The following is an 8,672-nucleotide window of genomic DNA, read 5'->3' as shown; positions in this document are numbered from 1 at the left end:
TCTTATTTTTGCGCATTTGTTTGGCCATCTTGTTCATCGCCCGTTTCATCATGAATTCACCGGCTTTTCCTTTGAGACCACCACCAAACATTTGGCTCATATCAGGCATTCCAGCGCCTCCACCAAGAGCTGACAAGTCAGGCATGCCACCTTGACCCATCATGCCTTCGAGGGCAGACATATCAGGCATTCCACCAGGCATATTCTTCGGCATATTATTTGGATTGAGCCCCATTTGTTTCATCATCTTGTTCATATCGCCAGAGAGGACGCCTTGCATCATCTGTTTGGCTTGATTAAAGTCCTTGATGAATTTATTGACTTCGACAAAGCTATTTCCTGAACCAGCAGCAATCCGACGACGACGGCTTGGATTTAACAAATCTGGATTTTCACGTTCAGCTGGGGTCATGGATGATACGATCGCACGTTTGCGAGCAATTTCTCGTTCATCGACCTTGAGGTTCTTCATGGCTGGATTGTTGGCCATCCCTGGAAGCATCTTGAGCAGGTCTTCCATTGGTCCCATGTTTTGAACTTGATCTAATTGATCGATGAAGTCATTAAAATCGAAGGTATTTTCCCGCATCTTCTCAGCGAGTTCAAGGGAACGTTTCTCATCGTATTCTTGAGAAGCCTTCTCGATCAGCGTCAGCATATCCCCCATACCGAGGATCCGACCAGACATGCGGTCTGGGTGGAAGGTTTCGATATCAGTGATTTTTTCACCAGTACCAGTGAACTTGATTGGCTTCCCAGTAATCTGACGGACAGAAAGGGCCGCACCACCACGGGTATCCCCATCAATCTTGGTCAAGATCACCCCGGTCACTTCGAGTTGTTCGTTGAACTCACGCGCCACATTGGCCGCTTCTTGACCGATCATGGCATCGACAACCAAGAGGATTTCATTTGGCTCAGCAAGGGCTTTGACATCACGCAACTCGCCCATGAGTTTTTCATCGATTTGCAGACGACCCGCCGTATCGATCAAGACATAGTCATTGTGGTTGGCTCTCGCTTGCTCCAAACCTTGACGAACGATCTCCACTGCAGGGACTTCTGTACCAAGTGAAAAGACAGGGACATTAATCTGCTGACCAAGGGTCTTCAACTGGTCGATGGCTGCTGGACGATAGATATCGGCCGCAATCATCAAAGGACGTGCATTTTCTTCCTTGACCAATTTGTTGGCCAATTTCCCAGCAAAGGTTGTTTTACCAGCCCCTTGAAGACCGACCATCATGATAATGGTTGGAATCTTTGGAGATTTGATAATGTCTGCTGTTTCTGAACCTAAAATCGCTGTCAATTCTTCATCGACAATCTTTACGATTTGTTGGGCAGGGTTGAGGGTTTCGATGACCTCATGACCTACGGCCCGCTCACGGACGCGTTTGATGAAGTCTTTTACAACAGGAAGGGCAACGTCGGCCTCTAAGAGGGCTAGACGAATCTCTTTGGTTGCCTCTTGGACATCTGCTTCAGAGATTTTCCCTTTCTTACGAAGATTTTTAAAGACGTTTTGTAAACGTTCGGTTAAGCTTTCAAATGCCATTATTTTCTCCTATTTTTTCAATTCAGTGGAAATCGTCCGAAATGTTGGAAACATTCTAGTTCTTCGGGTGTAACTTCTTTCATGATTTCATTTGGATATCCCCAACAGCTAAAACCTATTTGCATAGCCTTGGAGATATCATTGGGCGAGATAATCTGTAGCCGACTAGGAAATGGTTCCTCTGCAGCTAATAATTTACAGGGTATTCCTTTATAGATGACAAGATTTTCCATGATTACTCCCGATTGTCAATACTTGATAAAATTTCAACCTGCTCTTGTAGAAAAGTATCTTCCGGATAGCGTTCTAAAATCTGATCAAAAATCTGGCTGCGTACAATGTAGTCAGAGTACATATGCAACTTCATCTCATAATCCTCTAGAATCTTCTCTGTCCGCTTAATATTGTCATAAACCGCCTGACGGCTCACTCCAAACTCTTCCGCAATCTCAGCTAAGCTGTAGTCATCTGCGTAATAAAGCTCGATGTAGTTCATTTGCTTGTCCGTCAAGAGCGCTGCGTAAAACTCAAAGAGCGCATTCATTCGGTTGGTTTTCTCAATTTCCATACCTTTCATTATATCAAAAAAGCCCGCCAAAGACTAGCGGGACTTACCTATTTTGTCTCATAAGAAACAAGGAGGTCCGATTTCAAATGATTTAAAACAAGATTGATGTTTACTAGCGAAAGACTCCTGTGAATTACGTAATATAAATTATGTAAATCTAATTATTTTCTAAGTAAAACTCAAAGCGTTCTCCAACATATTGGCTCTTTACATACTCAAAAGCGACACCATTATCAAAATATGAGATTTGAGTCAATCCAAGGATGGCCTGTCCTTTGGGGATTTCTAAATATTCAGCAATCTTCTCTTTGGCTAATCGTGCATAGATGGTTTGTTGAGATTTGCCAATTCGATAGCCGTGCTTTTCCAAGGTTTGGAAGAAATGACTGGTTACTTCTTCTTTCTTGAAGTTCTTGATAAATTTCTCTGGGATGGAGGTAACTTCATAAACGACTGGTATACCATCCGCATAACGAACCCGTTCCATTCGAACAATTGTTTCGGTCTTGTCGATACCAAGCTTATCTACTTCTTGAAGGCTAGGAATGGTACGTTTGTAGGAAATAACCTGTGTCGAAGGGATCTTCCCCTGTGCCTTCATGATTTCAGTAAAACTAGTTGTCCCCCGCATCTTTTCCTGGACGCGCGTGCTAGCGACAAAGGTACCACTACCAACACGGCGCTCCAGTACTCCTTCTTCTACCAAGAGTGTAATAGCTTGACGGAGGGTCATCCGACTAACCTGGAACTTCTCAGCCAAGTCCCGCTCACTAGGGAGGCGCTGTCCAATTTTCCAGATTTTCTGGTCAATTTCGGCTTTAATTTGATCGTGAATTTGTATGTAAGCTGGAATCATCTTGCTACTCTTTCTGTGTGTTATAACCTATTGTAGCGCAATTTTGTTAAATCTTCAATCATAGTCAGTCTTGATTGGTAATGAAGGGGCTTTTGTGTTAGAATAGAGGAAAAGAATTTTCTAGAAGAAGGGGAAAAGATGACAAACCTATCAACTGATTTGCATGATGTTGAAAAAATCATCGTGCTTGACTACGGTAGCCAGTACAATCAGCTCATCTCTCGTCGTATTCGTGAGATCGGTGTCTTTTCAGAATTGAAGAGTCACAAGATTACTGCAGCTGAAGTGCGTGAAATCAATCCAGTTGGGATCGTTCTTTCAGGCGGACCAAACTCAGTGTATGAAGAAGGATCTTTCGATATTGATCCTGAAATTTTTGAACTTGGCATTCCAATTCTTGGGATCTGTTATGGAATGCAACTATTGACTCACAAGCTTGGAGGAAAGGTTGTACCTGCAGGAGATGCCGGTAACCGTGAATATGGTCAATCTGAGCTAAACTTAGCTGAATCTTCTGCCCTCTTTGAGGGAACACCTGATAAACAGTTGGTCTTGATGAGCCACGGTGATGCTGTAACAGAAATCCCTGCTGACTTTGTCCGTACAGGTACTTCTGTTGACTGTCCGTATGCTTCGATTGAGAATCCTGACAAGAAAATCTATGGTATCCAATTCCACCCTGAAGTTCGCCACTCAGTACACGGATATGATATCCTTCGCAACTTTGCCTTGAATATCTGTGGTGCCAAAGGTGACTGGACCATGGATAACTTTATCGAGATGCAAATCAAACAAATCCGTGAAAAAGTTGGAGACAAACGTGTTCTCCTTGGTCTTTCAGGTGGGGTTGATTCTTCTGTCGTTGGAGTTCTCCTTCAAAAAGCTATCGGAGATCAATTGATCTGTATCTTTGTAGACCACGGTCTTCTTCGTAAAGGAGAAGCTGACCAAGTCATGGATATGCTTGGTGGTAAGTTTGGTTTGAACATTGTCAAAGCAGACGCTGCCAAACGTTTCTTGGACAAGTTGGCAGGTGTATCTGATCCTGAACAAAAACGGAAGATTATCGGTAACGAGTTTGTCTATGTCTTTGATGATGAAGCAAGCAAACTAACAGACGTGAAATTCCTTGCTCAAGGAACACTCTATACAGACGTCATCGAGTCAGGTACGGATACTGCTCAAACCATCAAGTCTCACCACAACGTGGGTGGACTTCCAGAAGACATGCAGTTTGAACTCATCGAACCCCTTAACACTCTTTACAAGGATGAAGTTCGTACTCTTGGTACCGAACTTGGTATGCCAGACCACATCGTATGGCGCCAACCATTCCCAGGACCAGGTCTTGCGATCCGTGTCATGGGTGAAATCACGGAAGAGAAACTTGAAACTGTTCGTGAATCCGATGCGATCCTTCGTGAAGAAATTGCCAAAGCAGGTCTTGACCGCGATATCTGGCAATACTTCACTGTTAACACTGGCGTTCGTTCCGTAGGTGTTATGGGAGATGGTCGTACTTATGACTATACCATTGCCATCCGTGCTATCACTTCTATCGATGGAATGACAGCTGACTTTGCCAAGATTCCTTGGGAAGTTCTCCAAAAAATCTCAGTTCGTATCGTAAACGAAGTTGACCACGTTAACCGTATTGTCTACGATATCACAAGTAAACCACCTGCAACCGTTGAGTGGGAATAAAATGACTTGATAAAATAACGCTTGAAATCATTGATTTCAGCGTTTTTTTATATATGTAAGACAGCATTTATAATCAAAATAACCTCTACCTCTAGACCAGTTCCAGGCAGTCTATATCAAGGAGCAAAATTTCCTAATTCAAAAAACATAGAAAATATAGACGGAACTTGTGAACTCTATTTGGGTGTTAGATTAATATTAAATAATTTAGAATGAAACAGGTTCTTGTATGAAGCTCGTACTTATGTTATGATAGTTTTAAATCTATTCCTTTTGAGTAAGGAATTCATAAAGTTAGGAGAATCAAATGTCTAAAATTACAGTTTCGCGTCAAACTGGCCTTGTAGGTGTATTAATGAAGGTAAACGTTTATATCAATGGAGAATGTGTTGCCAACTTAAGCAAAGACGAAACCGTTACACTTCCGCTTCCTGAAGGGCTTGATATGGTTAAGGTTTACGTAGATCAAAGAGGAGCCTTCACTCGTTCTAAGGAAGTGATCGTAAAAGCTGGTCAAACAGCTATTATTAAAGCTTCAGCTATGAAAACACTTCTAGGTATTTTCGGAAAAATCTTAGGTATTACTTATCTCTCAATCGAAGTAACAGATTAAAAAGCCATCATTCGATGGCTTTTTAATGTATGCACACTAATCTTATCTTACATAAAATAATCTCTTTGAATCAATAATGATGATTACTTGTTGTTAAAATTATACGAGCAATTTTGAAATTTTCTCAGTGAGAAAAGTGCTTGAAACAGTATGATTCAAAACTTAGTCATGGAACTTCCTGGATTGCTGAAATCATCCACTGGATAATTTCAGCTAACCTCCTCACTCACTTAAGGAAAGTTTCTAAAATACTTCGTATTTGAACTGAAATCATCTAGCATTGGTTTTTTTATAGTTTATTTCCTCTTGATTTGTTTAGTATGAAAACGAAAAACTATTAATCCGATTGCAAGGAGCATCAGGACTCCCAGTCCAATCATAAGGTACAAAGGAAGCTTGTTGGTTTCTTTCAGTAGTGTTTCTGTATTGAGCTTGGTATCAATCGTATTAAAGCTATCTCCTGCTTTCTCAATGATATCCTGTTTTAGAGCTTTGAGGGACTTGACAAGGTTTTTATCAGAGCTTAGCTGACTATTAGAAAGCTTGCTAGCAAAATCAACTAATTGTTTGGTTTGTTCATTCGTTATAGCACCCTCTAATTGATAAGTTTCCAGAATCTTTTTTACCAGCTTTTGGAAATCTTTCTTCTCGAGCTTTTTGTCTTGATTGCTTCCTGTTAGAGCTGCGATTTTAAGATCGATGACAGCTACATTGAGCTTATCTTCATGGAAGCCTTTTTTACGGGCACTCTCTTTATAGATGGTTGCAAGCAGGGATAATTCTTCCTGAGCAAGTGTTTTGTTTTCATCAGATATGGTGCTACCATTTTGCTCAAGGGAGTATGCGACCGCTGCAAGGGCACTCAGGCCTGATGCTACTGTTGGAGATGCAATCGTGATGTCGGCGTGTTTCTAGCCCAAGAGTGGTCAGTGCATTGCGATGCATATCCGCTGTTACTTCTGTTATATTTTGAGGAGTGACAATGTGCACGCTAACGGGCGCTTTCTTGGCTTGTTTCTGCAGTTTAACGGAGGAATAATGATCTCCATTCTCATCAATAGTAAAACTTGTATAAGCAGAAGGATTCATGATTTTCCATTCCTTCTCATTTTCCTCGTTATACATCAAGAGACCGAGGGTCTGTTCTACTTCAAATTCATCCAATGATGAGCCAATGACATAGTCAGCTTGGCTATATTTTTGATCAATGACTTTTTGAATGGTTGAGTTTGCAAAAACTGTTGAAGAGCTTGCAAGGAGGGCTAAGCAGCTTACGATTAAGATTCCAATAAATTTCCTGAATGGCTTCATACCTTCTCCATAACTACTTCTATCATACTAAACCTCTTTTGGACAATAAAAAGGAAGCAGGTTTTATCCCTTTGCCTCCCAACTAGTTTATCCTTTTTATCTTAAGACTGACTTACAGCTCCTTTAAAAACAGATGGCAGTTTGCTCCATAAAAAACAAGGGATTCTTCCCTTGTTTAGAGCGACTGCTTGTATTAGAACCAGGAAAATAGTTTCATGATGAACTGATTCATTTCAACGAGACGTGAATAATAATAATTTCCCCCATTAACGTAGAGCTCTGAGCCATGTAAAAATGAAATAGGATGGAGATAAATATAGGTCTTCCCTGTGACATTACCAAGACTCGGTGCAACCACTTCTTTTGAGTATTTACGAGCTAATTCAAGACTGTTTTTCCCGCCATTTTTTTCTACATATTCAATGTAATCCTGTCCGAAATTATAAGCCTGAACAGCTGTCCAGGGATCGACTCCCTTCTCCTTTGCTTTTCGCAGATTCTCAGAGAGGGTTTGAATCCCTTGCCGGATACTTTCTTTGTTATTGGTGATAGAATTTGTCTGGCCTGTTGCACTTTCACTGGCCTGCATGACATCATCTTCCTTGCCCTTGGTCTCTGTATAAATCATAGCAAGGATCAGATCTTCATTCGTACCAGTATCTTCCTCAGCCAGTACTTCACGCACTAAGGTACGATAAGTCATGACCTGTTTGACATCCCGGTGTATTTGATAACCCTTGAATATGAAAAAGACGAGCAAGAGGCAAAAGAAAATTTTTATTATTCGTTTCATCATTATTTATTCTGAATGTCCTCTATATTCTTGATGAGGATCGAGTAAGTCCCATTTTCATTCTGAATGAACTCTACCGATTCAGCATCTTCGTAAACATGGTTAGGGACCAAAAGCTCAATTCCGTTTGAAAGGGAAAGTTTTTGGTTTTCAAATTTCTTCAATTGGCGGCTGGCATCAATCTCATCGAAGCGAACAGGATCTGGAATAGTCTCTTTCACCTGATCGACAAAACTGAGTCGAGCCGTTAAGTTGTTATCGAACAAATCATTGGCTAACTTTTCAGGTGACAATTCATTCTCTTCTTCCAGTTGGTTGAAAATTGCTGATTTGACCTTGGATTGGAACTGAAAATCATCTTGTTGGAAGTTCTCAGCAATCCGTTGGGCTGTTTTTTCGATTTCTTTGATCGATTTTTTAGGTGAAATCTTAGGTTGTTCCTGGAGGAGATTCTCAGAGAAATAGTTCAAGAAAGCCCCATTGAACTTGATTCGTTTTTCGATCAAATGGTACTTGCGACTTTGAAGATTGATGACCAAGGCTTCATCGGCCCCCGTTCCAAAGCCAGGTAGATTGTTTTGCGTTAGCTTGATTGGGTTATCTACTTCTCCTCCAAGATGGGTCAAGGTTTCCCGTAAGGCAATCCGAAGAAAGGCAAAATGATCCACCCCTTCTTTTGAGAATTGGATAAACACCAAATCGTTGGTCTTTTGATTATCAGAGACGACAAATTCTTCTTTCCAGCGATTGGCTAAGGCTACTGAAGTTTCTAGGAGATCATCCGTTATCATCTTAAGGAATGGATTGTCTTCCTCAAAAATGCCGGTCTTCGCCTCATCGGAATAGACCCGCTCAATCTTTTTGCGCAAGTATTCCTCAATTTTTGGGGTGATATTCAGGAATTTGTCTGCTAGATAAAGATCGGTATCATCTGGGCTAAATTGATGAATGATGGCTTTTTTTACGTAAATATCCATAAGATGGTTTAGCCCTCGTAAAGTGGGAAGGCATCTGTCAAGGCTTTGACTTGGTTCCGCACCTCTTCTAATACAGCTGGGTTCTCTGCGTTTTTCAAGGTTTTAATCATCAGTTCAGCCACTGTACGGCTTTCCTCTACTCCAAAACCACGAGCGGTGATGGCTGCTGCCCCGATACGGATTCCACTGGTCTTGAATGGTGATAAAGTTTCGTAAGGGATAGAGTTCTTGTTGAGAGTAATGTTGACTTCATCCAACAAGTTTTGCGCCACTTTCCCATTTTCAACGACTT

Annotated in this window: 10 protein-coding genes and 1 pseudogene; 2 read left to right on the top strand and 9 right to left on the bottom strand. The window is 41.2% G+C overall.

The window, feature by feature from the left end:
* From ffh to RCH62_RS08020, 4 genes are all read right to left on the bottom strand, one after another.
* Positions 1 to 1,558 (bottom strand): signal recognition particle protein (gene ffh / locus RCH62_RS08035; protein WP_306474983.1); only part of this gene is annotated, 1,558 nt, incomplete at its 3' end.
* Positions 1,559 to 1,575: 17 nt separating this feature from the next.
* Positions 1,576 to 1,791 (bottom strand): hypothetical protein, encoded by a 216-nt coding sequence (locus RCH62_RS08030; RefSeq protein ID WP_023026816.1) that lies wholly within the window; start codon positions 1,789 to 1,791, stop codon positions 1,576 to 1,578.
* 2 nt (positions 1,792 to 1,793) lie between these two features.
* The gene (locus RCH62_RS08025; protein ID WP_003001435.1) at positions 1,794 to 2,126 is read right to left on the bottom strand and encodes a putative DNA-binding protein; all 333 of its coding nucleotides are present in this window, start codon (positions 2,124 to 2,126) and stop codon (positions 1,794 to 1,796) included.
* Positions 2,127 to 2,283: 157 nt separating this feature from the next.
* Positions 2,284 to 2,982, bottom strand: a complete 699-nt coding sequence (locus RCH62_RS08020; protein WP_061563972.1) for a GntR family transcriptional regulator — start codon at positions 2,980 to 2,982, stop codon at positions 2,284 to 2,286.
* Between the two features lie 138 nt (positions 2,983 to 3,120).
* On the opposite strand from RCH62_RS08020, the gene guaA reads away from it, so the two are divergent.
* Positions 3,121 to 4,686: a glutamine-hydrolyzing GMP synthase gene (guaA, locus tag RCH62_RS08015; RefSeq protein ID WP_306474982.1), complete on the top strand. Its 1,566-nt coding sequence runs from the start codon at positions 3,121 to 3,123 to the stop codon at positions 4,684 to 4,686.
* Between the two features lie 307 nt (positions 4,687 to 4,993).
* Positions 4,994 to 5,299 carry a hypothetical protein gene (locus RCH62_RS08010; protein ID WP_306474981.1) on the top strand — a complete coding sequence of 102 codons (306 nt, stop codon included), beginning with the start codon at positions 4,994 to 4,996 and terminating at the stop codon, positions 5,297 to 5,299.
* A 296-nt stretch (positions 5,300 to 5,595) separates the two neighbouring features.
* Here the strand turns inward: RCH62_RS08010 and RCH62_RS08005 are convergent, their stop codons facing one another.
* From RCH62_RS08005 to glyA, 5 genes and pseudogenes are all read right to left on the bottom strand, one after another.
* Complete coding sequence (locus RCH62_RS08005; protein ID WP_260469307.1) at positions 5,596 to 6,165, bottom strand: DUF1002 domain-containing protein; 570 nt, start codon at positions 6,163 to 6,165, stop codon at positions 5,596 to 5,598.
* Positions 6,131 to 6,610: a DUF1002 domain-containing protein gene (locus RCH62_RS08000; RefSeq protein WP_260469296.1), complete on the bottom strand. Its 480-nt coding sequence runs from the start codon at positions 6,608 to 6,610 to the stop codon at positions 6,131 to 6,133. The genes RCH62_RS08005 and RCH62_RS08000 overlap by 35 nt, the downstream gene beginning before the upstream one ends.
* A gap of 193 nt (positions 6,611 to 6,803) precedes the next feature.
* Entirely contained in the window at positions 6,804 to 7,406 is a 603-nt protein-coding gene (locus tag RCH62_RS07995; protein ID WP_125329414.1) for a lysozyme family protein, read from the bottom strand.
* Positions 7,406 to 8,380 carry a nucleoid-associated protein gene (locus RCH62_RS07990; RefSeq protein ID WP_125329413.1) on the bottom strand — a complete coding sequence of 325 codons (975 nt, stop codon included), beginning with the start codon at positions 8,378 to 8,380 and terminating at the stop codon, positions 7,406 to 7,408. The genes RCH62_RS07995 and RCH62_RS07990 overlap by 1 nt, the downstream gene beginning before the upstream one ends.
* 8 nt (positions 8,381 to 8,388) lie before the next feature.
* Positions 8,389 to 8,672, bottom strand: a pseudogene (glyA, locus tag RCH62_RS07985) (serine hydroxymethyltransferase); the annotation flags it as partial.

It is taken from the genome of Streptococcus sp., from assembly GCF_030825805.1.
Lineage (GTDB): Bacteria > Bacillota > Bacilli > Lactobacillales > Streptococcaceae > Streptococcus.
The sequence above is the reverse complement of the archived record's forward strand: the minus strand, read 5'-3'. Positions and strand labels throughout refer to the sequence as shown.

What these genes read in the sequence shown, in the direction of transcription:
- RCH62_RS08030 (WP_023026816.1), bottom strand. Translation starts at nt 1,791, where the DNA reads ATGGAAAATCTTGTCATCTATAAAGGAATACCCTGTAAATTATTAGCT.
- RCH62_RS07995 (WP_125329414.1), bottom strand. Translation starts at nt 7,406, where the DNA reads ATGATGAAACGAATAATAAAAATTTTCTTTTGCCTCTTGCTCGTCTTT.
- RCH62_RS08000 (WP_260469296.1), bottom strand. Translation starts at nt 6,610, where the DNA reads ATGAAGCCATTCAGGAAATTTATTGGAATCTTAATCGTAAGCTGCTTA.
- RCH62_RS08025 (WP_003001435.1), bottom strand. Translation starts at nt 2,126, where the DNA reads ATGGAAATTGAGAAAACCAACCGAATGAATGCGCTCTTTGAGTTTTAC.
- RCH62_RS08020 (WP_061563972.1), bottom strand. Translation starts at nt 2,982, where the DNA reads ATGATTCCAGCTTACATACAAATTCACGATCAAATTAAAGCCGAAATT.
- RCH62_RS08010 (WP_306474981.1), top strand. Translation starts at nt 4,994, where the DNA reads ATGTCTAAAATTACAGTTTCGCGTCAAACTGGCCTTGTAGGTGTATTA.
- guaA (WP_306474982.1), top strand. Translation starts at nt 3,121, where the DNA reads ATGACAAACCTATCAACTGATTTGCATGATGTTGAAAAAATCATCGTG.
- RCH62_RS07990 (WP_125329413.1), bottom strand. Translation starts at nt 8,380, where the DNA reads ATGGATATTTACGTAAAAAAAGCCATCATTCATCAATTTAGCCCAGAT.